This window comes from Gloeocapsa sp. PCC 7428, from assembly GCF_000317555.1.
In the GTDB taxonomy this organism is placed as follows: Bacteria; Cyanobacteriota; Cyanobacteriia; order Cyanobacteriales; family Chroococcidiopsidaceae; genus Chroogloeocystis.
On sequence record NC_019745.1, the window covers coordinates 5,059,309 to 5,084,509 of the forward strand.

Below are 25,201 nucleotides of genomic sequence, written 5' to 3' on the forward strand. Positions count from 1 at the left end.
ATAGAAGAACGTTTTCAAGAATTATTGTTACAAATATTCCACCAAGGATTGATGCCTAATTGTATCTAAAAACGCGTAAACCGCAGGAGTCTGCAAAGCATCTGCTAAAATTGCTACACCGATTATTCGCTCAAGCGGCACTGGCAAACTAAATACTTGTACATTCGCTGGAATTGGCTGAGCCGCTAAACGAGGTAAGATGGTTGCACCTAATCCTTGCGCTACTAGACTAACAATCGCAGCATCAGTTTCAACTTCATAAGCTGCGCGCAATTTATAACCACAGGCTTGTACGTGTGCGTAAACTGGCTGCATCATTGTGTCCTCAGGCGGATGCATAATTAAGGGATAATTTACTAAGTCTTCCCAAGTTAACTTTAGTGAAAAAAGTTTGACATTTGGCGGAAATAAGGCTAAGTATTCATCACGTAGTAATTCCCACGTTTCCAGACTTTCACCTCCAGGTAGCAGAATAAAGCCAATATCGGCGCGTCCTTCGCGTAAAGTATGTTCTACATCACCACAATTGTCGTGTTCAATGAGATGAACGGCAATCGATGGAAAACGGCGATGAAATTCGGCGATCGCGCGTGGCAAAATATGCGTAGCAACACTACGAAACGAAGCAATACGTACTTGACCTCCTTTTAATCCTTTCGCTGACTCGGCTTCTTTGATAATTTCTTCGGTGCGATTCACAATAACGCGGGCGTGTTCGACAATTCTTTTACCTACAGGAGTCAGACGCGCACCGTGACGCCCTCGCGAAACTAATACGACACCTAAATGATCTTCCAACGTTGCGATCGCATGACTAACTGCTGACTGTGACATTTCAAGTTGCAAAGCAGCCTCACTAAAATTTTCCCACTCTGCAACGGCAACCAAAATCCGTAACTGTGACAACTTCATTTGGTTTTGGTAATTTGCTTTCATGCTATTTGGGAAGAACGGTTTGATAATTCGTAATTTCTCAATTATGAGTTAAAGATAAAATTCAAACTGTTGAATCTAAAGCAGAAATTGCACATACTTGCAATCCCACAGGAGTATTCATAATCGTCGCTTCAACGCTAAAAACTTGAGCGATATTATCTGGCGTTAGTACTTGTTGTGGTGTACCAACTTCCCAAAGTTGACCCTCTTTTAACAGCGCAATTCGCGAACTGTACCGCGCGGCTAAATTTAATTCGTGTAAAACGGTAATAATCGTTAATTCCTGCTGTTGATTCAAAGCTTTGAGTAATTCGAGTAATTGCAGTTGATAGTTAATATCTAAATAAGTTGTTGGTTCATCTAGTAACAAAACTTGTGGTTCTTGGGCGAGTGCTAGTGCTAAAAAAGTCCGTTGACGTTCGCCGCCAGAAAGTTGTTCGACAGCGCGATCGCTTAAAGGTTCTAATTGAGTTTTTTGAATCGCAGTTTCTACTTTTTGTTTGTCTTCTGCGTTCAGTTCCCATCGCCACCAAGGTTGATGTGGTGTTCTCCCTAAACTCACTAATTGTCGTACTGTTAAACCTACCGGAATTGTTTGCTGTTGCGGTAATAGTGCAAGTTTCTGCGCAACAACATTCGCCGGTTGTGTATGAATCGCTTTACCATCGAGTAACACTACGCCAGTTTGCGGCGCGAGAATGCGACTGAGTAATTTTAGGAGTGTTGATTTACCCGAACCATTAGCGCCAACTAAACTTAGCCATTCTCCAGTTTGTAGCGTCAGGTTGATATTCGATACAACGGGTACAGCAGTATAACCACCAGTAAGATTTTGCAATGAAAGCGGCATGATAGAGGAGCCAGAGGTCAGAGTGTAGAGGAGCAAGGCAATGCTTTGCCCGTATCAGTTTATTTCATTTGAGCGGCGATACAGTAGCCAAATAAACAGCGGCGAACCGAGTAACGCAGTTACTGAACCTACGGGAAGTTCAACAGCACCTAATCGCGAGAGTAAATCGGCAAAGATGAGTAACCATGCACCAAACAGTGCAGAAAGTGGTAACACAACGCGGTGATCTGTACCGACCAATAAGCGTACACCGTGGGGAACAACTAAACCAACAAATCCAATTAAACCACTGATACTCACAGAACTTGCTGCAAGTAAACTCGCGACGCCACCGATGAGGATACGCGATCGCATCAAAGAAATTCCCAATCCGACGGCTAAATCGTCTCCCAACGCCAGTACATTCACAGATCGCGCTAGCAAGCATCCTCCCAGTAAAGCAACAGCAATATAAGGTCCAGATGTGGTGACTTCTTGCCATCCTCTCCCGTTTAAACTGCCTATTAGCCAATTGAGAGCTACTTGCACTTGACCATCTTCTGCAAGTAAGAGTAGTGTACTTTGCACCGCACCAAACAAAGCACTCACCGCGACTCCCCCTAAAATCAGCCGTTCAATCGCGATTCCTGTTCCGGTACGTCCTAGCAAAAATACGATTGCTGAAGTCGCGATCGCGCCAATCCAACTTGCTAAGGGAATCCAGGCTTGATAAATTCGCAACACCACCATCACAATCACAACCAATCCTGCACCCGCTGAAATACCGAGAATAAAAGGATCGGCAAGACTATTGCGTAACATACCTTGAAGAAGTGCGCCAGACATTCCTAACGCTGCACCAACAGTAATTGCTGCAACAATACGCGGAAGACGTAAATCCCAAAGAATCGTTTGCTTGACGGGATCGCCTTGATGCAGCAGTGCTTGCCATAACTCAGCAAAACTAAGTGGAACTGCGCCCTGCGACAGCGAAAGCCAAAGCGTGAGGATAATTGCCGTGCCTATCACCACTACAGCTAAAATAGTGCGGGCAATCGAAAACTTTTTGATTCCTCGCAGATAGTTTTGCGGATTTGTCATGAATTGAGTAGATGTTTATTGCTAAACTATGTCAAATAAAAAGCATTGTCAAACAACGGTTCAAGACACTAGATTAATTTTTCCGAGTATAGCGATGCTTCACTCCGCTGGGAAAATATTCAGGATCGCCCGTTGTGGCTAACATGATTTGCGGCATTTGGTATTCTACAGGAACGTAGTTCGCAAACTCGCTATTAAGACGCAAGAGTTGGGCATGAATCGAAGTTGCGATCGCCTGTCGTTTGTCTTCAGTGTCGCTAACTTCTGGTACTAACTCAACGACAATCGATAAGTAGCGATTTCGATCCGCATCTTCTTGCACCTGCAACACAAACTTTCCCGTCACCCATTCTTGAATCGTTGGCTGTTCCAATCCTACAGTGACATTCTCAGGGTAAATATTCGCACCAAAGTAGGAAACCGTAAAGTCAGAACGCCCAAAAACGTATGCAAACGGCAATAAATAATTTCCTCTTGCTCCATACTCTTCTAAAGCTGCTACGGGATCAAATCCTGCTGCGGCTAAAAATTCCAACATTGTATTGTACGGAATCAACCCACCCGTATCAGCAATGTGATAGCGAACCAAGGGAATACCGTTATTGCCAGAAAAGAGCAGTGTACCGTCTTGGACTTCAAAAAAGCGATCGCAAGGATCGTATTGTACGAGTGTCGGGAGGCGCGATTCACCGAATAACCGACGTGCTAAATCGGGACGATTGGCTAAAAAACGGCGAATACAAATACTCAGTGGTGTTTCATTTCCTAAAACGCCTGCATCCGCTGTACCATAAAGCGCCGCCGTATCATAGCAAGGATTTTTTGCCCCGACGCGTTGTGTCACTAAACTACGCCACTCTTCGCTAAAAACTTCGCCAGCAAACACTAATTTTATTTGATATCGCGACCATTCAATATTACGGTTAATTCCGGTATCAATAACATCCTTAATAAACGGTGGATATCCGAGTAAAACAACCTGTTCAAAAGCATCACCCAGTTCTTGTACAACGCGGAAGATTTCTTCTTTATTATTGCCTGGAGTAACTACGGTAATTGGATAACCTTTTTGGGCGACATAACGACAACAATTAGTCGTGTACATTCCACCAACCCAGGTTCCCAGCGCAAAACAGACAACAGCTAAGGTGCGGCGCGTGTCGGCAAAAAAGCTATCGTAGAATATTTGCTCAAAACGAGTGGCTATTTGTAATTCATCTGTGATAAACCTTGCCCAAAATGTCGGTTTACCGGTTGAACCTGAGGAAACGGCAATCATATCGCACATTTCCAGTTGTCCATTTCTGCACAAATCTCCTAGCGAATACCGCCGTAGATAGTTTTCTTTAGTTAACAGTGGTAGTGTTTGGTAATCTGCTAAAGTTTGAATCGATGCTGGATTAATTTTGCGTGCAGCTAAAAAAGCTTTGTAGGCGGGTACATTTGCCGCAACTTCCTGAAATAATGCTCTGGTACTTGCTTCTAAAGAAGTATTTTCATGGCGTTTGAGCCGTGTTGCTAGCGGTGTTGTCAGAAACTCTTGAAACGCTTGTAACGCTTGCTGAGTTTTGCCTATAGTTTTTCCGTTGTTTGATAAAAACATCTTATAATCGTTGATTCTAATTTAACGCTTACTACATTAATTGCTGCATAGTTAGAGCTAAAGCTTACGAATACTAAGCTTTTCTCAAGATAGAAAAAACGGTAAATATTCTTGTGTGGACGCTGGAATACCTGTCTTTCTCAATCTAGACCGAGTATACATAAGTTTTCTCGCTCAAGTTTCAGGCTTCTCGCCCCCTAAATCCCCCACGAGTGGGGGACTTTAATTTGAAACTCCTGTCGTCACTCGGTTCTCCTTATCCTCTCTTCCAGAATCAGGAGAAATAGTGTTTACAAGCAGTGCCATGTCTTCTTGATTCTTGTCACCATTGTATTGATTGTATTAAAAATTACTAATACCCTTTGGTTAGGTATTGCTATTCCTGCCAAACAGAGTTAATTTATGCTCTAATATGATGTCTCTATACTGCAATCAAGGACACAAAAATCAAAATGGTAGCCGCTTTTGCATCGAGTGTGGTGAACCACTATGGCTACCTGCGGGAGAAGTTTTAGAAAAGCGCTATCGTCTTGTACGTCAGTTAGCGGCTGGTGGCTTTGGGCGTACCTACTTAGCAGAAAACCTGCATCGCTTCAACGAGCGTTGCGTACTCAAAGAATTTGCGCCACAGGTACAAGGCGATCGCGAACTCGAAAAAGCAAAAGAATTGTTTGAGCGCGAAGCTGGGGCGTTATATAACCTCAAGCATCCGCAATTACCGCGTTTTTTGGAATTTTTTCAAGCGGAAACAAAAACTGGCGTAAATTGCTTATTCTTAGCACAAGATTACATCGAGGGAGACACCTACTACGATTTGCTGCGATCGCGCGGTTCTTTCTCGGAAGGCGAAGTTCGACAATTTTTGTGTAAATTATTGCCAGTGTTAACGTATATTCACGCACAGAAAGTTGTACACCGTGATATTGCTCCAGACAACATCATTTTGCGAAGCACCGACCAAATGCCTGTCCTGATTGATTTTGGCGGAGTCAAACAAGTTGCGGCAACTGTTGTATCTCGATTTACTGGGTTGGGAATGCCGACTTTGATAGGTAAACAAGGCTACGCCCCAGAAGAACAGATGCGCCAGGGTAAAGTATATCCCAATAGCGACTTGTACGCGCTGGCGGTGACAGCATTGGTATTGCTGACAGGTAAAGAACCACAAGACTTATACGATAGCTATAAAGGTACGTGGCAATGGCGTAAAGAAATTAACGTCAGTCCGCAGCTAGAAGCCATACTACAGAAAATGTTGGCGTATAAGCCAGGCGATCGCTATGCTGATGCTGAAGAAGTGTTACAAGCCCTACAAACAGCACCACAAAAGCTCCCAAAGCTCAATATTTCGCAGCTACGGACGATTAATGTTTTAGGACGTAAGCCAGAACCTACGCGCAATCCTCCATCACAAGAAATCCAAACGCAACTTAAAGGAACTCAAGTGATTGCTGCGAGTGCCAACAAGCCGATTAAGTTAAACTTGGGTTGGCCGCGTCCTCTGCTTATGAAAGCAACAACTGTAGGCTTAGTGGGATTAGCTGCAACCAGCGCGTGGGTCTTTGCAAATGCTATTATGCGTACGCCATCATTAAACCCAATAGCACAGCGATCGCCAACAAATACCAACACAGCAGCCAGGCTACAAAACGTCGTCAGTCGTCGCCAAGCTTTACAAATTCGAGAAGCTTTCTTTGTTGGTTTGGTTGATGATTCTTTCCATCGCCAACATCCTGACTTAAATGGACGTAGCCTGAAATCTGATGCTCAAGACGCTGCATTGCGCAACGATTGGTTTACGATCGCCGAGCAGATGCTCGATAAACTAGAACAAGCAGAACTCTCGCCAGCAATACGACGCCGCCTAGGAAGCTACACCGAAAAAGACTATACAACTTGGCAGAAGCAAGCTAATCAAGGACAGTTGGGGAACTATACCAGCGATGAATTAACTCGACAAACAAACCAAAAGTTTTATCGCCTCTTCCCTGAAGAACGCGGAAAGAAACTTAAACTTAATACATTAGGTCAAATATGGTATGCGATCGCCGCCGATCGAGTGAATCAACAAAAACAGGCTAGTCAATAAAAGCGAGATTGTGAAAAGTGTAAGTGTCTCGTGTGCGCAAGTCGAAAACGAAATATTTATTTTTCATTCTTGCATTATCGCACGCACCATTTCACTAAATGAGAACTACAATTAATCTCTCCGCCGCCCACGCCAGTCGCCTCAACGGGGTGAACCCCCGCACGCAACCGACCTCCCGTACCGCACTGGCTCCTCTGCTCACGCCAGTCGCCTCAACGGGGGACTCGGGGACCCCACTACGTGGGAATTGGGGGTAAACCCCCGCACGGCGCAGGCTCCTCAAGCTGCCTATTTGTAGAAACTTTAGAGTGAAACGGTATGATGTACTGCTCCAAAGGACACGAAAATCCAAATCGCAGTCGCTATTGTCTTGAGTGCGGCGAAAAGCTAGTGGAAGCAAACAACACACAACCAGGAATTATTGGCGATCGCTATCGCATTATCCGCCAATTAGGGCAAGGTGGCTTCGGACGTACTTATCTCGCAGAAGATCTTAATCGCTTCAATGAACTGTGTGTTTTAAAAGAATTTGCGCCCCAAGTACAAGGTACTTATGCTTTACAAAAAGGGCAACAACTATTTCAACGCGAAGCCGGAGTTCTCTACAAATTACAACATCCACAAATTCCTAACTTTCGCGAACTTTTTCAAGCTAATTTAGAAGGTAAGGGACATTTACTTTTAGTCCAGGATTATGTTGCAGGTGCGAGCTATCGCCAACTATTAAATACTCGCAAACAGCAAGGTTTACAATTTAATGAAACTGAAGTTACACAGCTACTACAACAAATCCTGCCAGTTTTAGATTATATCCACTCACTCGGAGTTATCCACCGCGATATTTCGCCAGATAATATCATCTTGCGCGATACGGATTATCTACCTGTACTCATCGATTTTGGTGGTGTTAAACAAGTAGCCGCATCAATTGTTTCTCAATTTAGCCCTGCTGATCCTCACGCTACAGTGTTGCCTGTTACTCGCGTCGGTAAAATTGGATATGCACCGCCGGAACAGATCTTTTCTGGAGTTGTCTCACCCCAAAGTGATTTGTATGCTTTAGCCGCAACCGCACTCGTATTATTGACAGGTAAAGAACCACAAGATTTAATCGACGAGCAAACATTAGAGTGGAACTGGCAGCGCGAAATTAATCTTAACCCTAACTTAGCGAATGTCTTGGATAAAATGCTCATGCCCAGAGCAAGCGATCGCTATCCATCTGCACGCCAAGTTTTGCAAGCCCTCAATCGCAATGTAGCCAAACCACCCACAGTACAAGTACCAACAACAATTGTTTCAAAGCCTCCAGTCACCAACACTGTTCCGGCGACATGGCAATTACAGCCTGCGAGTGTGAGTTATGCGCACACGAACAGCTTTGGTTTAGGAAAAGTCTTTGTTGTCGGAATACTGTTAAGCGCGACAGCAGGATTAAGTTGGTGGGGAACAAGATTATGGTTACAATCTCGCACTGCAAGTACCCCAGAACCAATACAAACCAGTATTCCCGTAGCAACACCGACACCTACACCGCAATACTCCACCGCCGAACAAAACCGCAAAAACCAATTACGCGATCGCCGTCAACAACTGGGAATTAGTGATAGTTTTTACAATGCTTTAGTCAATCAGTTATTTTGGGAAGAACGCCCCGAACAACAAGGCAAAGCCCTCAGTAGTAGCCCTGCGGATGCAGCGTTACGCAGCGAGTGGGATAGCATTGCCGCAGAAGTCCTCAATAAACTGCAAGCATTAAGCCCCGAAGCCCGACAACAACTAGGGAAATACCGCACTGCGGATCGCGATCGCTGGAAAGCAGCCGTTAATAAACTTAACCTCAGCAGCCGTGCTTTATATGACCTCGCAGATGCTACGTTTTTTAACTTATTTCCACAATACAAAGGTAGAAATTTTATTAACCAGCCGATTGGTCAAGTATGGCACGGGATCGCAACCGATAAACTACAACGCCTAGTCTCAGGTAGTGGTTATGAAAGGATCGCGTTTGCGCAAGGAAACACAATTCAACAAGTTCGGGGAAACTTACAACCAGGTGAAGGCAAAGCTTATATTGCACAGTTAACAAAAGATCAACTTATGCAACTTAATCTTGAAGCCGATCCCCGCGTACTGATTTCGGCATACTCTCCTACTGGCAGTACAGTTTTACTCGAAGATTCCAGCGATCGCACTTGGTCTGGTAAATTACCAGAAACAGGATATTACGAGTTTGTTGTCGTTTCGACTGCATCAGCACCTCTTGATTATCTATTCCAAGTTATAGCTGATTAGCTCAAAGCCAAGAGTAGGTAGGCGGGTTGTAGGGTTATAGGGTAGTAGGAAAATCGTATCTTAATCTCCCAACACTCCTACACTCCTACACTCCCACACTACTCGTTACCTGTGACTTTAGTAACGGCTTCTTTTGCGCCTTCTACTGCTTTTTGCACAATGCCTTCACCTTGTCCAGCATTTTTAACATTTTCTTCATAAACCTTGTCAGGATCTTCTGCTGCTTGTATTTGTTCCTCGTAAGCTTGTTCGCGCGCACTTACAGCTTCTTGCGTGCTTTGATCCATCATCTCCTGCTGCATCATGGGTTTACTTGCAGCCATACTCGGCTGAGTTGCGAAAATCAACAGACACGACACACTTATCAAACTCACTAAACCTAAAATGACTAGGCTTTGGCGAAATGCTTGCTTCAACACAGCAAAAATCCGTTGCATATAAACTTTTCCTCACTTTTTTGTGATGCTACTGTAAAAATTACTGACACACCCTGTAAATCCCAAGCTGAATTGCATCCTACGCGGCAGTGTTATCCGATGCCTTCTACCTGCGGGGAGAATTAGAGCAGAGGAGCAAAGAGTAGGTAGGCGGGTAGTAGGAAAATCGTATCTTAATCTCGCCAACACTCCTACACTCCCACACTCCCACACTTCCACACTCTTACACTCCCACACTCCCCTACCTAAGCTTCATCCAAAGCCGCGATACCAGGAAGTTCTTTGCCTTCAAGTAACTCTAAGCTAGCGCCGCCACCCGTTGAAATGTGACTCATTTGATCGGCGACACCTACTTTCTCAACGGCTGCCACCGAGTCGCCACCACCGATAATTGTCGTGACGCCTTGTTTGGTAAGATCGGCAAGTGTCCGTGCGATCGCTTCGGTTCCTACAGCAAACTTATCAAACTCAAATACGCCCATTGGTCCGTTCCAAATAACCGATTTGCACTCAGCAAGCGCATCTTGGAACATTTTGACAGAATCAGGACCAACATCTAATCCCATGCCATCATCGGGAATATTCTCCACGCTCACAGTTTCTGCATTAGCATCTGCTGCAAATTTATCAGCAACGACAACATCCGTCGGTAACAGCATTTGCACGCCGCGTTCTTTTGCTTTAGCTTCTAAGGATTTGGCAAGTTCTAGCTTGTCATCTTCTACTAATGATTTACCAACATTCAACCCACGGGCTTTGTAGAAGGTGAAAATCATCCCGCCACCCAAAATCAGCTTGTCGCACTTTTCTAGTAATGTCTCGATGACACCAATTTTGCTAGAAACTTTAGAACCACCAATAATCGCCGCTAAAGGACGTTGGGGATTTTCAATCGCGCTTTGCAAGTACTGTAATTCTTTTTCAATCAAGTATCCAGCGACAGAAGGGCTAAGATAGTGCGTTACACCTTCGGTTGAAGCATGAGCGCGGTGGGCTGTACCAAACGCATCGTTGACATAGACATCCGCATTGGCTGCTAACTGTTTGGCAAATTCAGGGTCATTTTTTTCCTCTTCTTTGTGGAAGCGGACGTTTTCTAGCAACAGCACCTGACCATTTTGCATTCCCGATACTTTACTTGCCACTTCGTCTCCAATACAGTCATCGCATTTGATAACTTCTTGACCGAGTAACTCCGAAAGGCGTTTAGCAACAGGAGTCAGACGCAGCTTGTCATCGACACCTTTAGGACGTCCAAAGTGGCTCGCTAAAATGACCTTAGCGCCTTTTTGCATCAAATCCTGAATTGTCGGCAGTGCTGCGCGAATCCGAGTATCATCAGTGATGTTCCCTTGGTCATCCAATGGAACATTAAAGTCCACCCGCACTAATGCACGCTTACCCGATAAGTCTGAAGCCGATAAATTTGCTAAAGTTTTTTTGGACATAATTGACAAGTTCCTCCTGATTGGATTCTTAATTAATTATTAAGCGCCGTCCACATTTTACCGGAGTCGGGGTATCAACGATGCCTGCAATGTTTAAGACTGTTTTATTTCCGATCGATCAAAGTCGAGATGCTAGAGAAGCGGCTGAAGTTGTTGCTGATGTCGTGAAAAAGTATGATAGTCGCTTGGTACTGCTATCAGTCGTCGAATCTGCGGATTCAGAAAATGAGCCTGGGGCGGACATGATGGCGTCACCTGACGCTGTAGCCCAACTGCTTAAGAATGCCCAATCGCTATTTACTGAACAGGGTATCCAAGCCGAAACAATCGAACGCGAGGGTAAACCTGCGTTTGTCATTTGCGACGTAGCAGACGAAATTGAGGCGAATTTAATTATTATGGGCTGTCGTGGATTGGGATTAACTGAAGAAGGTGCCAGCGATAGCGTGACGAATCGCGTGATCAATCTTTCTCCCTGTCCTGTATTGATTGTTCCTTAAATAGCGATTAGCGATTAGCAATTAGCAGTTAGCGCTTTATTTATTTGGGACAGAGTTTATTTTGAAAGACTTTAGACAGTTAAAAGTATAGGAGAAAGCACACGCTCTAACGCTAGCAGTTTACCAAGCAACGCGAGCATTTCCTAAAGAGGAATTGTCCGGATTGACAAACCAAATGCGTCGTGCCTGCGTTTCAATTCCTGCTAATATTGCGGAAGGATGTGGTAGGAAAGGAGAAGCAAAATTAGCTCGATTTTTGCAGATTTCTATGGGTTCAGCTAGTAAGCTTGAGTACTACCTATTTCTGTCTAGGGATCTTCAGTTACTGACAAGCCAAGAATACGAAGACTTAGCAAAAGCCCTGAACGAACTAAAGCGAATGTTAAATTCCTTTATCCAAAAGCTTATGTACTAAATATTTGCTAATTGCTAACAGCTAATCGCTAAAAAATGACAACTCCCTCTATTCAATGGTATCCAGGTCACATTGCTAAAGCTGAAAAGGCACTTAAAGAACAGCTAAGGCTTGTCGATGTTGTGCTGGAAGTTCGTGATGCGCGAATTCCTTTAGCGACGCATCACCCGCAGGTTAAAGAGTGGGTAGGAAATAAAATGCGGGTTTTAGTCTTGAACCGCGTTGACATGATTCAACCGCAAGCGCAGCGAATGTGGGCGCAGTGGTTTCGAGAACAAGGCGAAGAACCGTATTTCACGAATGCACAAAAGGGAGAAGGTGTTATTGCAATTGCAAAAGCCGCACAAGCTGCGGGAGTAGCAGTGAACCAAAGAAGGCGCGATCGCGGAATGTTACCGCGCCCTGTACGGGCTGTTGTAATTGGTTTTCCGAATGTTGGTAAGTCAGCCCTGATTAATCGGTTATTGAAGCGTAAAGTCGTCGAAAGTGCGGCGCGTCCTGGTGTGACGCGACAGTTACGCTGGGTGCGCATTTCGGATCAACTAGAGTTATTAGATGCGCCTGGGGTGATTCCCGCAAAGTTGAACGATCAACAAGCCGCTTTTAAATTAGCGATTTGCGATGATATCGGTGATGCATCGTATGATAATCAACGTGTCGCAGCTACTTTAGTTGATTTACTCAAGTCTTTGACTGCCACTGCACCAGAATTATTTCCCGAAGATCCGCTAAATCGCTACAAACTCGATCCTACTTTGTTTACTGGTGAAGCTTATATCCACACCTTGGCACATCAACACTATCAAGGCGATGTCGAGCGCACTGCACGATCGCTATTGACAGATTTCCGCAAAGGTGCATTAGGAGCAATTTCTTTAGAGTTGCCACCAGAGTCATAACAATGATGTATCCCAAAACCAGAACTAAGTAATTGAGCGATCGCCCGTCTTTATCTTTAAAAATCGCCGGAGTTAGTGACTCAATTATAATAAAAGCAATTCTGGTACAGGAGTTGATGCCCCATGTCCCTCACCGCACAACAGTTGGCAGACTTGATGCCCGATGCCACACAACTAGAAAGCGATGAGCCAGAAATGGAGAGTTCTTTGCACTATGCGCAACTAGCACTACTGGTTGCGTGTCTAGAATGGCTGTGGCGCGATTCCCTTCGGGATAGCTTCGCTTCACGCACCGATTTCTTCATTGGGCAAACCTGACAATTTACTTCAGTCGAGAGCAACTGAAAAACAAAGAGTTTCGCAGACCTGATTTCTTTTTGGTGAAAAACACTCAAAAACGTCCCCGCAGGTCTTGGGTGCTATGGGAGGAGAGAGGCAAGTATCCTGATTTGCTGATCGAACTATTATTGGAATCAACTGCCCGCACAGATCGCAACCTGACAAAGGAACTTTATCAAGAGCGCTTTCGCACGCCAGAGTATTTCTGGTTTTCACCGGAGACGCTGGAGTTTGCCGGATACCGCTTGGTGAATCAGCAGTATCAACTGATTGATGCAAATGCATCAGGCTGGTTGTGGAGCCAGCCTCTGGAGTTGTATTTAGGCGTTGAAGCTGGGGTGTTGCGCTATTTTACAGCAGCGGGCGATTTGGTGTTATCGCCCCAGGAAGAGGCAGAACGAGCAAAACTTGAAGCACAAGCACAGCAACAAGCTTTACAGGCTGAAGCACGGGCAGCACGGTTGGCACAGCAGTTGCGATCGCTTGGTGTAGAACCAGAAGATTAGCAATTCTCTGGCAAAGACATTTTGGAGAAGTACGAGTAGAGAGCAAGAATATGAGCAATATTTCTATCGAAAAACTCGAACAGAAAACCGATCCTCCTACTTATGACCCATTGTCTAGGATCTACAAAACCCCTCTTTCTCAACTTTCCGCACCTACCCTCCAACAGTTTAAAATTGAAGCATAATCTTAGTTCTATTTTTAATGCCTAACAGAGATCGTTATCATGAGGCAGTTAAAAACGCTCTAATAAAAGATGGATGGGATATTACACATGACCCATTGCACTTGAGATGGGGAAAACGAGATCTATATGTTGATTTGGGTGCTGAAGAGTTATTGGCAGCAGAAAGGGCGGGTAGGCGGATCGCAGTTGAGATCAAGACATTTGGCGGGCTTTCGGAAATTGCAGATCTTCAGCAAGCAGTCGGTCAATATTGCACTTATCTTTCGGTAATTAGAATTGAACCCGACCGAACTTTATATCTTGCAGTTCAAGGCGAGGTGTTTGCTGATATTTTTGATGAGCCAATTGGTCAGATTTTGCTAGAGGACTATACGCTTTCATTAATTGTGTTTGACTCTAAGCAGGAGGTGATTTTGAAATGGATACGCTAGCCCAACACCAAAAATTGATCCGAGATCTCATTCTAGAACATACAAAAATTCCCTATGCCAATGGGGAGGTTGAGTTTGTCACTGTTTTCGACGATGAGCAATGCCGCTATCTATTGATGCTGGTGGGTCGGGAACCTGCATATGGACTGTCATTGACTACAACGCGGCGGGTACATGGTTGCTTGATTCATGTGGATATTATTGATGGTCAGTTTTGGATACAGCGAGATGGCACAGAGAAGGGTATTGCCGCAGATTTGATCAAAGCTGGCATTTCAAAAGAACAAATTATTATGGCTTTTCGTTCTGAGGATTTGAGACATTCAGAGTTGTCAATAGCATAAACACTGTAAATGTCATATTGTTGCATTATGATGAACGAAATAGAGTCGGTCAGTGAATATTTTTTATCCTTATGCTGTTGAAAATATGCCCAACCTAAATAAAATAAAGTTTCATCTACATGAACCAATTGAACCGATGGACTCAGCAATAGATAGTTACCAACTTGTACTACTTTTGCATGGTGATTGCGACTGTTGAAGTAAGTTACTACTTCATAAAAGATGTAGGATGTAGTAATAAATGCGTTGACATTAGTCACAACCTGTTGCCAATGAGCTTGTGCTGCTTGATGATTTTGATCGTTGGCGAGTTCGAGGGTAAGAAGATAGCTGGTATCGAGGAAAACCTTACGGGTTGGCATAAAGATAGCGATCGTGCTCGGTTGAAGCATCCTCTACTGAATCGGTAATCGGTTCTTTGCCCAATTGCAGGATTGGATCGTCATCAACAACGGGTAGAACAAGTAGCACGCCATGCTGATGACGAATTTCTACTTCTTGAATACCTTCCAGTAGCTGTTTGGGGATTAGCACACCTTGCTCAGTCACAGCGATTCTCATTGGTTTCTCCTCCAACGTGTTTACATATTCTATTTCATTACTCTAAAAGCGATCGCTCCTCTCACTGCCTACCTTCCAAAGTGCGATCGCTACTCGTTATTTTACTTTTATGCCTTCATTCTGTTAGTCTATCGATAACACCTAAGTGCATCTAACCCAAGCACATTGTCCGTCTTACTACTGAGATAGCCCTTAACAAGTTAGCTTCGCAAACAAGTGTTTTTTGCTTTGCTAGTTGGTTCTCCTTAAGAATAAAAAAATAGTAATTCTATGTACCTTCTAGCAAATACTGAGGAAGTTCATCCAGCAACTTATTCATTCCTAAGGGACCATAAGGCATCCATATAGTTGGATCGACTGCATAAAGTCGTTGAGCTTTGGCTGCTTTTAGTGAAGATATGAAAGGGTTTTGTAAAAAATAAGATAATGGTTTGTTATCAGGGTTGAGAATAAATAGAATATCAGCATCGTATTTATTTATTACTTCAACACTAAAGTTAGTCCACTTATTTTCCTTGAGAAATATAGGTTTGATATTTATACCAACATCATTCAGTACCTGAAAGAAAGGCGCAGAACTTGCCGGCTTCTCGTACAATGCCCCATAACTTGCATAATGAACAATAAAAGAAACTTCTATATCTTGCAGTTGATCGCCTATGCGTTCTCGTAATTCTTCTACTCGCTTTTGATATTGAGCGAGAACTTCTTCTGCTTTCTTTTCTTTTTCTAGTACCTTAGCAATGGCTCGAAAGTTGTCTTTAATAGAAATTCTTAATTCATCAATTTCTACTATTACAGTAGGCGCAATTCCTGATAATTGACTGTAAGTTTGTTTGACATATTCAAAAGACGACAAAATTAGGTCTGGCTTAAGGGTCAGTATTTTTTCTAGAGATGGTTGATCTCTATCGCCAACTATCTCAATTTCTGCAATTTCCTCATTAGATAATCCAAAATGCATTTGCTTTCCCTCATAACTACTAAAGGTTATACCTATTGGTTTAATTCCAAGAGAGAGCAGAGCATCGGGCATGAATCTATCCTCTAGTAAAACAATGCGCTTTGGATTAATCGGAATACAGGCTTCACCAAGTTTGTGTTGAACAACTCGACACTCAGAAGGTGTTGATGAAACTCCAACATTTTGAGAACCTGACTGGTGACAAGCTGTGAACGAAAGAAATGAAAAAATCACTAAAAGAAATAGCTTAATCAATCGATACATTTGTATTTTCATTTCTGTAGCTCTTTAGACTACTCGCAAAGTCACACTGTTTAAAAGCATCGTATAAAGAAGCCGCTAACTATGATAAGTTGTGATTTAAAACTCATAACCGATAGAGCCAGTGATAGTAAAAGGCTCACCTCTCCAAACATTACTTCGTCCTGCGACTGGGAAAGCAACATAGTCTATATCAAATAAATTACGAATATTAATCGCTGCGTTGAAACGACCTCTCCGGTAGAAAAGCGCTGCATCAGTTCGCAAGTAGTCACCAAGTTGAAATGAGTTATCGAGATCGCCTTGTCGCTCACCGATATAGAACAGCCCTAAACCAAATCCTAATCCCTCTAAAGTACCCTCCTGAATGGTATAGGTTGTCCAAAGGCTAGCTTGATTTTCTGGCACATTTCTCAAGCGATTCCCTTCAGGAATGACGTTGTCTTCGGTAACGATTGCATCAGTGTAAGCATAGGAAGCAATCACATTCCAACCAGGTAAAATTTCACCTCCAACATCCAATTCAATTCCTTGGCTGCGTTGTTCTCCAGTCTGGACGGAGGCGAAGGGAATACCAGGATCAGAAGTTGTAACATTTGTTCGAGTAAGATGATAGGCTGCCAGGTTGGTAGAAAGTCTGCTATCTAGAAATTCGGCTCTGACACCAACTTCATACTGCGTTCCTCTACCTGGCTCGAATGCTTCACCATCTGCACTAAATCCCACGGTAGGGCTAAAGGATCGACTATAGCTAGCATATAGAGAAACTGTGTCGCTGGGTTGGTATACTAATCCAATTCGAGGACTAAAGGCACCATCGTTTTGTACTGATTTGTCAATCTCATTCAGAAGTTGTTCATTTTCATTGGACACCCAATCATATCGACCGCCAACTAGCAATTTTAAGTCCTCACTAAAAGCAATTTGATCTTGAAGATAGACTCCATAAGATGTAATCCTTCGGTTTGACGAAATAAATGGGACGAGTTCAGGTGGCGAAATACTATAGTCTGGATTGCGAAGATCCAAACGCGGTAGATTGGTAACGGCAAAGTCTGGCGGTGAACCTGTTGAATAGGCAAAATATCTAAAAGGATTGAAGAAGTAATTAAAATCAAAACCTACTAGAAGTTGATGTGAAATGGTTCCTGTATCAAAATCTCCCAGTAGATCGATCTGCCCAAAATAGTTTTCCGTATCATTCCCATTAGCATCCCCTCCAAAAAGCTCCAGAAAACGGTCATCTACTAAGCTGAGAGGAAAAGCTCGCTTCTCTCTCGTGTCAGTCCAAATTGCAGCAAGATTATTACGAAGCTGCCAGTTGTCACTGAATTTGTGATTTAGCGTGTAGCCTAGCCTTTGAGTCGTAGTATCGAACAGGTCAAGATCGGGATAGCCTGTGTACAAGTCACGACGTACCAGATCGCCATCATTGAAAATCAAACTTTGTGGGATAAAGGGATTTGCAAAGAAATGAACATACTCATAGTAAAGATCTAGCTTTGTTCGATCTCCCAATTTAAAAGTGAGTGAAGGTGCAATTGTAGTTAAGTTTAGATCGACAAATGGTTGATAAGAATCTGAAGTTTGATAGCTAGCAATAAATCGGTAGAGAACATTCTTGTTGGTATCTAGGGGTCCTGAGAAATCGATGCTAGGTTGAAGAAAACCATAGTTCCCCGCTTCAAATGCAATCTTATAGTAAGGTTCACTTAGAGGTTGTTTGGTGACAGTATTGACAATTCCACCAGGTTCTAGTGCTCCAAATAAAACTGATGCCGGACCTTTGAGGACTTCCACTTGCTCGACTGTGCCAATTCCTGTGAGATCGGTGTAAACAGAATCTCGAAAGCCGTTTCGGAAATTTGCAGCGCCACCATCAAACGCTTGATTAAATCCTCTGATGATTCTGCTCCCCGCAGGCGCACCAGACTGTCCTCCACCATAAATTACTCCACTGACCGTTTCCACCGCTTGATTCAGATCTTGCACGTTACGATCTGCCAGCACTTGACGCGGCACAACTTGAATTGATTGCGGAATGTCTCTTAAGGGTGTATCCGTCCGTGTCGCGGTCGAAGCACTCGACGGGTTGTATCCCTCGTCCTGCTCTCCTGTTACAATAATTTCAATTGCATCGTCCTCTGCTGTCCCAGCATTCGGTGTTACTGCCAGTATTAACCCTTGTGCTTCTGTTGTCACTTCAACGACAGGCGGCGCATCAGTTCCCGTAATTGTCACCTGCACTTGGTTATTTGGTAAACTTGTCACACTTACTAACGCAATTTCAGCAATTGGGTTTGCCTGCGAGAAATCACCCTGTGCTAGCACCGCATTCGGAATATCAGCAATCAAGGCATTACCTACTACGCGAGTTGTTGGGACTTCTAGGGAGCCACTTGCGGTTTCCAAAACAATCTCAACGCCTGTCGCGGTTGCCTCCACCCGCACCCCAGTAATTTGCACTAACGACGCTTCTATTTGAGCAATCCACTCTTTAACAGTTGTTGCAGGCTGCTCGAATTCACTTCGTTGAGGAATAGCGATTCGGTTGTGCAATTGCTCTAAGGACGAAAGACGATTAACTAATGATTCTTCATCCTGTGCGGCGACTGGTAACGCCAACGCACCAAGCAAACTTCCCGATAACGCCATCATTAATACTAAACGCACTGAATCCGCAAACCACACGCGCATCTTAATTGCCTCACACCCAAAAAACCTTATTGCCAAATCTTTTTAATTGGAATGGGAAGCAGTGTAAGAAACTTGAGCGGGTTGCGTCTACTCAAATTCGGACTTTGATCCGAAACCGGACATTTTTAGTCAATTAATTTTGTCCAAACGCCAAAATCTGGGTAGCACTGAGGTCAAAACTAGGAACTACTGTTGATTTGATTGGCGTATCACCTGTGTAAACCGTATCTTCATATTGTCCATTTACCCACAGACATAAAGTAACTTGCTGCATTTCTGGGTCAATAATCCAGTATTCGGCAATTCCTCGTGCTGCATATTCGGTGTGTTTGTAGCGATAGTCACGGTTGCGATTCTCCTCTCCTGGTGAGACTACCTCAATTACTATGGCAGGCGGTGGCATATCTCGTGTTATTGTTGACCTTTTTGCTCCTACCAAAGCAGCGCGTGATTCTTCTGAATGTACAATTAGATCGGGTAATCGGCATCTTGCTCGCCGTCCAGTCACTTCAATCTCAGTATCTTTGAAAGCAAGCAGTGCGATCGCTAAATGTTTCGCTAACTCAAACAACAAAAACTTGGCAATGCTGGCATTTACCTGGCTCGCTGGAGGCATTTCTACCAATTCTCCATCCACAAGCTCGTAGCGGGTATCTGTGCCGTCATCATAAGCGAGGTATTCTTCCATTGTGAGCAGTTTGGAACCAGTTGCAGTTTGCGTCATGCTTGCGAACCTCCTATAGTTGTCCAAATGCCAAAATCTGGGTAGCACTAAGGTCAAAACCAGGAACTATTGTCGATTTAATTGGCGTATCACCTATGTAAACCGTATCTTCATATTGTCCATTTCCCCGCAGACAAAGGTTAGACCAATTCACCCTTTACAAGCTAGAGATGAGAACCCCTCCTAACATCCCCTTAGTAAGGGGAGGTGCCGTAGGCGGTGGGGTGTATCATCAGGAGCCTCCACTATTGAACACAACTGTGTTTTAAACTACTGAAATCGTAACAAATCCTAGTACACCGGTTTTTTACCCATCGCACACTGTTTAGGAGTAATGCCAAATTTACGTTTGAAGGCGGCTGCAAAGTGTCCCTGATTGCTGTATCCGATGCGATGTGCGACTTCGGCAACCGTTAAGTTAGTGTGGCGTAAAAGCTGCTCTGCCTGATTTAGCCGTTGTTCAGTTAAATATCCACAAACTGTTGTGCCGAATAGGGCATGAAAACCTCGACGTAGGGTACGATCACTTACTCCAACTTTCTGTGCTAGTTCTGTTTGTGAAGGGGGTTGCTCTAAGTGCGATCGCAAAATTCCGGCTGCATGATAAATTCGAGCAATGGTATCTGGCTTGAGCGATGGCGATGGAGAAGTAATATCGTTGCCCAGGATACCATTAAGTTGCAGTGCCATCAACTCTAACACTTTGCTTTGCAAATAGAGCCGTTTAGTTGCTCCCCAAAACGGGCAATTAACGATTTGCTGTACTACTAATTGCATCGCTTTTGTCGTCTTTGGTGAAAATACCTGTTGCCAATCATCACCCCGTACTAAAGGTTGCAGTTCTACGGGCAGTTCTCCCGTTGGTGCAGCAAAAAACTGCCGCAGCCAGTGCGGTTGCATATGAATATCAACTCCAATTAAGGGCTGCGACTGGGGCGTAAATACCTTTATGCTGCGCTGAATACCGCTACCACCTATATAGCTTTGTTCTGTGTTGAGCAATAGAAAATCGCCACTGTCTTCCACTCCTGACAAATACACCTTAAACTGCACTGGATGCTCATCTTCAGAAACTTGTATCAATAAGTCACGGTAGGTTTCGTTGAAAATACGCAGTTCCAAGCCTGGATACAGTTCTATCTCCCGCCCATAGCCACTGCCCAGGAGGGAAGGCATTGTATATATAGTTTCCACACGATCAACAGACTCTACAGGTGGACACTGCTGTTCAACTTCCATCCAAATTTCATCTACCTGCTGGGAAGTTAGGTTGAGGCTCATGGAGACGAGAAAATTTTAGAATTTAATGAGAATTAGTCTCATTATTGTAGTTTGCCCTCGAAAAAGCAAGAAGTTCGACGGTGTATGCAGATGTGCGACGATAACTGCTAGAGAGAAACATTGAAAAGAGTTGACAAAAATACTATTTCATGATCTCGATATATAGCAGTTCTAAATCATGCATGAGAATCTCTCCTTATTCTTCTCTGTGCGTCACGCCACTTCCCTCAACGGGGTGAACCCCGGCACGGGAGTAACTCCTCTGTGTCTCTGCGGTAGCCTGCGGCATGCCCTTCGGGTTCGCAGTCGCTTCAAGTCGGCAGAGCCGCCCAACGCGCTGCTCACCGCTCCGCGTCTACGTTATAAAATAATTTTCACAAATCCAATAGGATTGCTATAGCTGAAAAAACATCAATAAAGTTAATCATAAATATAAAATGTCCCTACTTTGCCACTTTTTTGTCCCGCTTTTGTTACTTTCACTGAATTAATCTATCCAAAGCAAAGAGAACTTCGACGGAAGATACATAACCAAGAAGTTCCCAAGTAGCAAATAGCAAACAAAAAGAGGCAATTCCAATGAATAATATTGTTCTCATGAAAAGCGATCGCGCCAGCAACATCACTAACAACACGCATATTCATGCTAATGTCCGCGCATCGTTCAACGAACAAGAAACAATTCCAGAGATTCATTCCACTGCATACATCCATCCCTTAGCCGCCGTGATTGGGAATGTTCATTTGGGTAAGCGAGTGATGGTAGCGCCAGCAGCATCTGTAAGAGGCGATGAAGGACAACCGATTTGGGTAGGTGATGATGTAAATGTGCAAGATTGCGTAGTTCTCCATGCGTTAGAAACTCATGTGAATGGAGAATTAGTACGCGAGGCAGTTGTTGAAGTTGAAGGTGCGTATTATGGAGTATATATTAGCGATCGCGTTTCACTCGCGCATCAATGCCAAGTTCATGGTCCTGCAAGTATTGGTTTTGACACTTTTGTTGGGATGCAAGCTTTAGTATTTCGCGCGACTGTCGGCAATAATTGTGTCATTGAACCTAAAGCGTTAGTTATGGGTGTCAGTATTTCTGATGGTAGATATGTTCCTGCTGGCGCTTTAATTACCACCCAAGAAGCTGCGGATAATTTGCCTTACATCAGTAATGACTACCCGCTCAAAAGTTTAAACAACGCTGTAGTTCATGTAAATACGCAGCTAGCTCAAGGCTATCAAGAACAAGATATGCTCATACATTTAAGAGCAGCCTAGAAAAACACTTCTTGTAAAACTGGGACTTACACATTGCAGGTATGAGAAAGGCAAACCACAAGCAACTCAACTTTAATAGCTAGGTAACTGGCAATTGGTTGTTTACCTCATGTGTAGAGTCCTAGACTACTTGTCATTTTATTATGTAGAAAGTCGCAATTATGGTATCACGCATTAAATTAATTACAGCGAATAAAGAGGATTTCATTAAGTCTTAATCGCTGGCTGGCGCGATTATTCGTGATACGCAATATATTCCTGCGGGTGCCATAATTACAACTCAAGCTGCTGCTGATAGCTTACATACTCGTAGTATTTCTGCCACAACAATTCTAACACATTTAAAGCTACTGTCCACAAAAGGAACATAGCGGTCGCAAAGAAAAATCACGGTGACATCTAAGCATCGTCGTCGATAAAAACTAACCGCATCACAGTTTTGTCATTGGTGTTTTCTTTCAGTTTTAAGTTAGCTCAGTGAATTAACTGTAGCTATTAGCTGAGGGCGATCGCTCATCTTATCTATATCTCACTAGCAGGAAATACACCATGACATCGATTCCTAATAATCAAGGTTATTTGCTGGCAAATGTCAAAGTGCATTTGCACAATATGCATCGAAGATTTTTGAATACTCCAGAACGTGCATTAGAACAAGCTTACAAAGCCGTACTAAAGATTAAAGAACTTGAACAAGAGTATTACAGTGGAGAAAAGATTGAAACTACATCTCGGAAACACACTCCTTATGTAACCTCTTGTTTGCACGCCAATCTAGATAAGAATCTAAATATTGCTAAGCTGAGGCTTACAGAGTTTAAAGCAAGTTCGTTTGTTCTTGGCAATTTAACTTCTCATCATTTGTCTCAAGTAAAAATAGTTGATGAAGTACTGACAAGGTATGCACCTACAGATATCTCTTCAACTTTGGTAGACACGACTAAAACTACGATAAAAAATGGTAGCGATCGCGCTTACCCATCTACCGTAAATGTTCGTACTGAAAGTGTTGCTGATAAAACTGGAGCCGTACCTAGATCAATTGGGAGAACCATTAATCGCATTAAAAAAGACTTCAACCCTCAAGCCGAAGCCGAAGTTCTGCAACAATTTCGTACTTCAAGAACTAAAACCCTTATTGCTGTCAAATTTCTTGTCATCCTCATAGCTGTACCTCTAGTAACACAGCAAGTATCAAAACATCTCTTGATCAGCCCCATTGTTGAACATTTTAGAGTTACTCAATCTCAAGTTTTTCTTAACTATGAGATGAAAGAAGAAGCAATGCGCGAACTTCAAAGCTTTGAAGAAGGCTTAAGATTTAATAACTTAATTACCACATCTCCTGCACTTGCGCCTGAAGTTATCGAACAAGAAGTTAAAGAAAAAGCAACTGAGCTTGCACAAGAATACCATCAAAAAAGTAATAGTGCAATTAGCAACGTATTTGCCGATCTAATCGCAGTTACTGCTTTTATTTTTGTACTATTAATAAGCAAAAAGCAGATTATTGCTTTAAAGTCTTTTATGGATGAAATTGTCTATGGACTGAGCGATAGTGCCAAAGCTTTCATTATTATTTTGTTCACAGATATCTTTGTAGGTTTTCACTCACCACATGGTTGGGAAGTTATCTTAGAAGGAATTAGTAGTCACTTAGGCATTGCAGCAAATAGAAGTGCAATCTTCCTCTTCATTGCGACATTTCCAGTTATTTTAGACACCATTTTTAAGTACTGGATTTTTAGATATCTCAGTAGAATTTCTCCTTCCGCAGTCGCCACACTAAGAAACATGAATGAATAAATCTACACTTTATGCCCTACTCTACGAGAAGCCGCCCTACGGGCGTCTATGTGTCTTTGTGGTTTATGCAATCAGCCCATCTTTCCAAAACATAGCCGAGGTTAAACATGGTATTTCCAATAAACAAATTTCGTTCGCACAAACACGCTAGGAAGCAAGAAGTTGTAAAATCTCGCTTTCGGAAATCTCCTCTACATCACAAAAGTGTTTCTTTAAGATCATTTCAAGAGAAATTTCGTATCTACACTGGCAAAAAATTACGTTGGAATCAAGTTGTATCGCGTCTTGCAAGTTCAGTTATTCCAGGAATTCTACCGTGGGTACTGTTGTGCGGAGGATATGGATTTTTAATTGCGTTGACTAATCATTTCGGATATTTATCAGTTTTTCGCGATAACAAAGTCATCCCAAATGTTGTTTTGATTTTGAATATCGTGCTGAGCTTATTGTTAGTTTTTCGGACGAATACAGCGCACGATCGCTTTTGGGAAGGACGTAAACTTTGGGGTGCTATGGTTAATACTGTGCGTAACTTAGCGCGAGGTATTTGGATAGTTGTTGACGAGAAAGAACCCCAAGATCGCGAAGATAAAGCAGCTACATTACGATTAGTTGTAGCGTTCTCAGTAGCAATGAAATTACACCTACGTAGAGATCCTGTCAATTTTGAATTAGCAACATTAATGACATCCTCACAGTATCACCAGCTACAAGAAATTAATCATCCACCACTAGAAATTGCTTTTTGGATTGGAGATTATCTTCAACTACAATATGAACGTCAATTCTTAAATGTTTTTCAACTCACAGCCTTACATGAATTACTCGATGACATGGTAGACATCTTAGGCGGTTGCGAACGAATTTTAAAGACACCCGTCCCCTTAATTTATACTATCGTTCTCAAAACCTTGTTAATCCTGTATTTTCTGCTATTACCTTTAGAAATTGTTGCAGGTTTAACTTGGTGGACTGGTCCAATTTTGGTTTTTATTAGCTCCATTTTACTAGGAATCGATGAAATTGGTGCAGAAATTGAAGAACCGTTTGGACACGATCCTAATGACTTACCTTTAGATTTTATTTGTAATACTATGCTGCGTAATGTCGAGGATTTGATTACGCTTTCTCCTAGCCGCCGTCCTACCTATGAAAAGTTGAGAAGAGTGGCTTAACTTTTAATAAAACTCATGCTACTACTTCCTGCTATTAAGAAATAGATTTGAAGGACACAAATTAATGAATACTCAAACCAAAATAAAGATTTCTTGGACAAAA

21 protein-coding genes and 2 pseudogenes are annotated in these 25,201 nt (G+C 43.1%); 11 read left to right on the forward strand and 12 right to left on the reverse strand.

Annotated features, from left to right (window positions below):
* Positions 1-27 precede the first annotated feature (27 nt).
* From GLO7428_RS22300 to GLO7428_RS22315, 4 genes are all read right to left on the reverse strand, one after another.
* Complete coding sequence (locus GLO7428_RS22300; protein WP_015190852.1) at positions 28-936, reverse strand: LysR family transcriptional regulator; 909 nt, start codon at positions 934-936, stop codon at positions 28-30.
* 61 nt (positions 937-997) lie between these two features.
* Entirely contained in the window at positions 998-1,786 is a 789-nt protein-coding gene (locus GLO7428_RS22305; RefSeq protein WP_015190853.1) for an ABC transporter ATP-binding protein, read from the reverse strand.
* Between the two features lie 54 nt (positions 1,787-1,840).
* On the reverse strand, positions 1,841-2,866 hold the full coding sequence (locus GLO7428_RS22310; protein WP_015190854.1) for an iron ABC transporter permease: 1,026 nt from the start codon (positions 2,864-2,866) through the stop codon (positions 1,841-1,843).
* 73 nt (positions 2,867-2,939) lie between these two features.
* The gene (locus GLO7428_RS22315; protein ID WP_015190855.1) at positions 2,940-4,469 is read right to left on the reverse strand and encodes a phenylacetate--CoA ligase family protein; all 1,530 of its coding nucleotides are present in this window, start codon (positions 4,467-4,469) and stop codon (positions 2,940-2,942) included.
* Between the two features lie 412 nt (positions 4,470-4,881).
* Between GLO7428_RS22315 and GLO7428_RS22320 the strand changes: the two genes are divergently transcribed.
* Together GLO7428_RS22320 and GLO7428_RS22325 are read left to right on the forward strand one after the other, a co-directional pair.
* Positions 4,882-6,558, forward strand: coding sequence for a serine/threonine-protein kinase (locus GLO7428_RS22320; protein WP_015190856.1), 1,677 nt, complete (start codon positions 4,882-4,884; stop codon positions 6,556-6,558).
* Positions 6,559-6,876: 318 nt separating this feature from the next.
* Positions 6,877-8,853, forward strand: a complete 1,977-nt coding sequence (locus tag GLO7428_RS22325; protein WP_015190857.1) for a serine/threonine-protein kinase — start codon at positions 6,877-6,879, stop codon at positions 8,851-8,853.
* Between the two features lie 98 nt (positions 8,854-8,951).
* Here GLO7428_RS22325 and GLO7428_RS22330 read toward each other — a convergent pair whose 3' ends face one another.
* Positions 8,952-9,290, reverse strand: coding sequence for a hypothetical protein (locus GLO7428_RS22330; protein ID WP_015190858.1), 339 nt, complete (start codon positions 9,288-9,290; stop codon positions 8,952-8,954).
* 245 nt (positions 9,291-9,535) lie between these two features.
* Complete coding sequence (gene pgk, locus GLO7428_RS22335; protein WP_015190859.1) at positions 9,536-10,738, reverse strand: phosphoglycerate kinase; 1,203 nt, start codon at positions 10,736-10,738, stop codon at positions 9,536-9,538.
* A gap of 89 nt (positions 10,739-10,827) precedes the next feature.
* Here pgk and GLO7428_RS22340 point away from each other — a divergent pair, with 89 nt between their 5' ends.
* The 6 genes and pseudogenes from GLO7428_RS22340 (at position 10,828) to GLO7428_RS22365 (ending at position 14,357) form a co-directional block, all read left to right on the forward strand.
* The gene (locus GLO7428_RS22340) at positions 10,828-11,238 is read left to right on the forward strand and encodes a universal stress protein (protein ID WP_041919461.1); all 411 of its coding nucleotides are present in this window, start codon (positions 10,828-10,830) and stop codon (positions 11,236-11,238) included.
* Between the two features lie 103 nt (positions 11,239-11,341).
* Positions 11,342-11,653, forward strand: a pseudogene (locus GLO7428_RS29815) (four helix bundle protein); the annotation flags it as partial.
* Positions 11,654-11,688: 35 nt separating this feature from the next.
* Positions 11,689-12,552: a ribosome biogenesis GTPase YlqF gene (gene ylqF / locus GLO7428_RS22350; RefSeq protein ID WP_015190861.1), complete on the forward strand. Its 864-nt coding sequence runs from the start codon at positions 11,689-11,691 to the stop codon at positions 12,550-12,552.
* Positions 12,553-12,675: 123 nt separating this feature from the next.
* Positions 12,676-13,397, forward strand: a pseudogene (locus GLO7428_RS22355) (Uma2 family endonuclease).
* Positions 13,398-13,599: 202 nt separating this feature from the next.
* Entirely contained in the window at positions 13,600-14,013 is a 414-nt protein-coding gene (locus GLO7428_RS22360) for a XisH family protein (protein ID WP_015190863.1), read from the forward strand.
* Positions 14,001-14,357: a XisI protein gene (locus tag GLO7428_RS22365; RefSeq protein WP_015190864.1), complete on the forward strand. Its 357-nt coding sequence runs from the start codon at positions 14,001-14,003 to the stop codon at positions 14,355-14,357. Before GLO7428_RS22360 ends, GLO7428_RS22365 begins: the two co-directional genes overlap by 13 nt.
* Positions 14,358-14,705: 348 nt before the next feature.
* Here the strand turns inward: GLO7428_RS22365 and GLO7428_RS22370 are convergent, their stop codons facing one another.
* The 6 genes from GLO7428_RS22370 to GLO7428_RS22390 all read right to left on the reverse strand — a co-directional run bounded on the left by GLO7428_RS22370 (position 14,706) and on the right by GLO7428_RS22390 (position 20,845).
* Positions 14,706-14,918 (reverse strand): hypothetical protein, encoded by a 213-nt coding sequence (locus GLO7428_RS22370; protein ID WP_015190866.1) that lies wholly within the window; start codon positions 14,916-14,918, stop codon positions 14,706-14,708.
* A 268-nt stretch (positions 14,919-15,186) separates the two neighbouring features.
* Positions 15,187-16,158, reverse strand: a complete 972-nt coding sequence (locus tag GLO7428_RS22375; RefSeq protein WP_015190867.1) for an ABC transporter substrate-binding protein — start codon at positions 16,156-16,158, stop codon at positions 15,187-15,189.
* A gap of 84 nt (positions 16,159-16,242) precedes the next feature.
* Entirely contained in the window at positions 16,243-18,840 is a 2,598-nt protein-coding gene (locus GLO7428_RS22380) for a TonB-dependent siderophore receptor (protein ID WP_015190868.1), read from the reverse strand.
* A 133-nt stretch (positions 18,841-18,973) separates the two neighbouring features.
* On the reverse strand, positions 18,974-19,564 hold the full coding sequence (locus GLO7428_RS22385) for a Uma2 family endonuclease (RefSeq protein WP_015190869.1): 591 nt from the start codon (positions 19,562-19,564) through the stop codon (positions 18,974-18,976).
* Between the two features lie 13 nt (positions 19,565-19,577).
* Positions 19,578-19,718: a hypothetical protein gene (locus GLO7428_RS28055; RefSeq protein ID WP_196797415.1), complete on the reverse strand. Its 141-nt coding sequence runs from the start codon at positions 19,716-19,718 to the stop codon at positions 19,578-19,580.
* Positions 19,719-19,855: 137 nt separating this feature from the next.
* The gene (locus GLO7428_RS22390) at positions 19,856-20,845 is read right to left on the reverse strand and encodes a helix-turn-helix transcriptional regulator (RefSeq protein ID WP_015190870.1); all 990 of its coding nucleotides are present in this window, start codon (positions 20,843-20,845) and stop codon (positions 19,856-19,858) included.
* Between the two features lie 579 nt (positions 20,846-21,424).
* On the opposite strand from GLO7428_RS22390, the gene GLO7428_RS22395 reads away from it, so the two are divergent.
* The 3 genes from GLO7428_RS22395 (at position 21,425) to GLO7428_RS22405 (ending at position 25,098) form a co-directional block, all read left to right on the forward strand.
* Positions 21,425-22,117, forward strand: coding sequence for a carbonate dehydratase (locus GLO7428_RS22395; RefSeq protein ID WP_015190871.1), 693 nt, complete (start codon positions 21,425-21,427; stop codon positions 22,115-22,117).
* 549 nt (positions 22,118-22,666) lie between these two features.
* Positions 22,667-23,923: a proton extrusion protein PcxA gene (locus tag GLO7428_RS22400; protein WP_015190872.1), complete on the forward strand. Its 1,257-nt coding sequence runs from the start codon at positions 22,667-22,669 to the stop codon at positions 23,921-23,923.
* Between the two features lie 107 nt (positions 23,924-24,030).
* On the forward strand, positions 24,031-25,098 hold the full coding sequence (locus GLO7428_RS22405; protein WP_015190873.1) for a bestrophin family protein: 1,068 nt from the start codon (positions 24,031-24,033) through the stop codon (positions 25,096-25,098).
* Positions 25,099-25,201 lie beyond the last annotated feature (103 nt).

Coding starts and splice junctions, on each gene's coding strand:
- GLO7428_RS22300 (WP_015190852.1), bottom strand. CDS start 936: ATGAAAGCAAATTACCAAAACCAAATGAAGTTGTCACAGTTACGGATT.
- GLO7428_RS22305 (WP_015190853.1), bottom strand. CDS start 1,786: ATGCCGCTTTCATTGCAAAATCTTACTGGTGGTTATACTGCTGTACCC.
- GLO7428_RS22310 (WP_015190854.1), bottom strand. CDS start 2,866: ATGACAAATCCGCAAAACTATCTGCGAGGAATCAAAAAGTTTTCGATT.
- GLO7428_RS22315 (WP_015190855.1), bottom strand. CDS start 4,469: ATGTTTTTATCAAACAACGGAAAAACTATAGGCAAAACTCAGCAAGCG.
- GLO7428_RS22320 (WP_015190856.1), top strand. CDS start 4,882: ATGATGTCTCTATACTGCAATCAAGGACACAAAAATCAAAATGGTAGC.
- GLO7428_RS22325 (WP_015190857.1), top strand. CDS start 6,877: ATGATGTACTGCTCCAAAGGACACGAAAATCCAAATCGCAGTCGCTAT.
- GLO7428_RS22330 (WP_015190858.1), bottom strand. CDS start 9,290: ATGCAACGGATTTTTGCTGTGTTGAAGCAAGCATTTCGCCAAAGCCTA.
- pgk (WP_015190859.1), bottom strand. CDS start 10,738: ATGTCCAAAAAAACTTTAGCAAATTTATCGGCTTCAGACTTATCGGGT.
- GLO7428_RS22340 (WP_041919461.1), top strand. CDS start 10,828: ATGTTTAAGACTGTTTTATTTCCGATCGATCAAAGTCGAGATGCTAGA.
- ylqF (WP_015190861.1), top strand. CDS start 11,689: ATGACAACTCCCTCTATTCAATGGTATCCAGGTCACATTGCTAAAGCT.
- GLO7428_RS22360 (WP_015190863.1), top strand. CDS start 13,600: ATGCCTAACAGAGATCGTTATCATGAGGCAGTTAAAAACGCTCTAATA.
- GLO7428_RS22365 (WP_015190864.1), top strand. CDS start 14,001: ATGGATACGCTAGCCCAACACCAAAAATTGATCCGAGATCTCATTCTA.
- GLO7428_RS22370 (WP_015190866.1), bottom strand. CDS start 14,918: ATGAGAATCGCTGTGACTGAGCAAGGTGTGCTAATCCCCAAACAGCTA.
- GLO7428_RS22375 (WP_015190867.1), bottom strand. CDS start 16,158: ATGAAAATACAAATGTATCGATTGATTAAGCTATTTCTTTTAGTGATT.
- GLO7428_RS22380 (WP_015190868.1), bottom strand. CDS start 18,840: ATGCGCGTGTGGTTTGCGGATTCAGTGCGTTTAGTATTAATGATGGCG.
- GLO7428_RS22385 (WP_015190869.1), bottom strand. CDS start 19,564: ATGACGCAAACTGCAACTGGTTCCAAACTGCTCACAATGGAAGAATAC.
- GLO7428_RS22390 (WP_015190870.1), bottom strand. CDS start 20,845: ATGAGCCTCAACCTAACTTCCCAGCAGGTAGATGAAATTTGGATGGAA.
- GLO7428_RS22395 (WP_015190871.1), top strand. CDS start 21,425: ATGAATAATATTGTTCTCATGAAAAGCGATCGCGCCAGCAACATCACT.
- GLO7428_RS22400 (WP_015190872.1), top strand. CDS start 22,667: ATGACATCGATTCCTAATAATCAAGGTTATTTGCTGGCAAATGTCAAA.
- GLO7428_RS22405 (WP_015190873.1), top strand. CDS start 24,031: ATGGTATTTCCAATAAACAAATTTCGTTCGCACAAACACGCTAGGAAG.